The organism is Dellaglioa sp. CoH-57-MRSF-22, from assembly GCF_056781895.1.
This window is the reverse complement of sequence record NZ_JBXAXT010000202.1, coordinates 1-278: the sequence shown is the minus strand read 5'-3', so window position 1 is coordinate 278 and position 278 is coordinate 1. Positions and strand designations below refer to the sequence as shown.

Here is a 278-nt window from a genome sequence, read left to right as displayed (position 1 = left end):
ATACCACGTTGCTCCATCGCCCGTCTTCCAGTATCCCGGCACGGCCGCACATTACGTTCGAGTCGATGTATACGGGGTAGATGGGGTCTGTCACGCCGATGCTGTTGTCGTGGCGAAGGATGTCTCCGATATTTCCCGTATCGCTCTTGGCGCCGTCACTGATAAAGACTTCGCCGGGTTCCAGATAGACGCCGCGCGGAGTGTAATCGTTCCTGATGACGGCATCTATCAGGAAATCATAACCTTGTTCGGGACCGTAACCGTGGAATGTCTCTTTG

At 54.7% G+C, this 278-nt stretch carries 1 pseudogene; it reads right to left on the bottom strand.

What is annotated here, in order from left to right:
- Positions 1-278: pseudogene (locus AC1RPR_RS08790) on the bottom strand (LL-diaminopimelate aminotransferase); the annotation flags it as partial.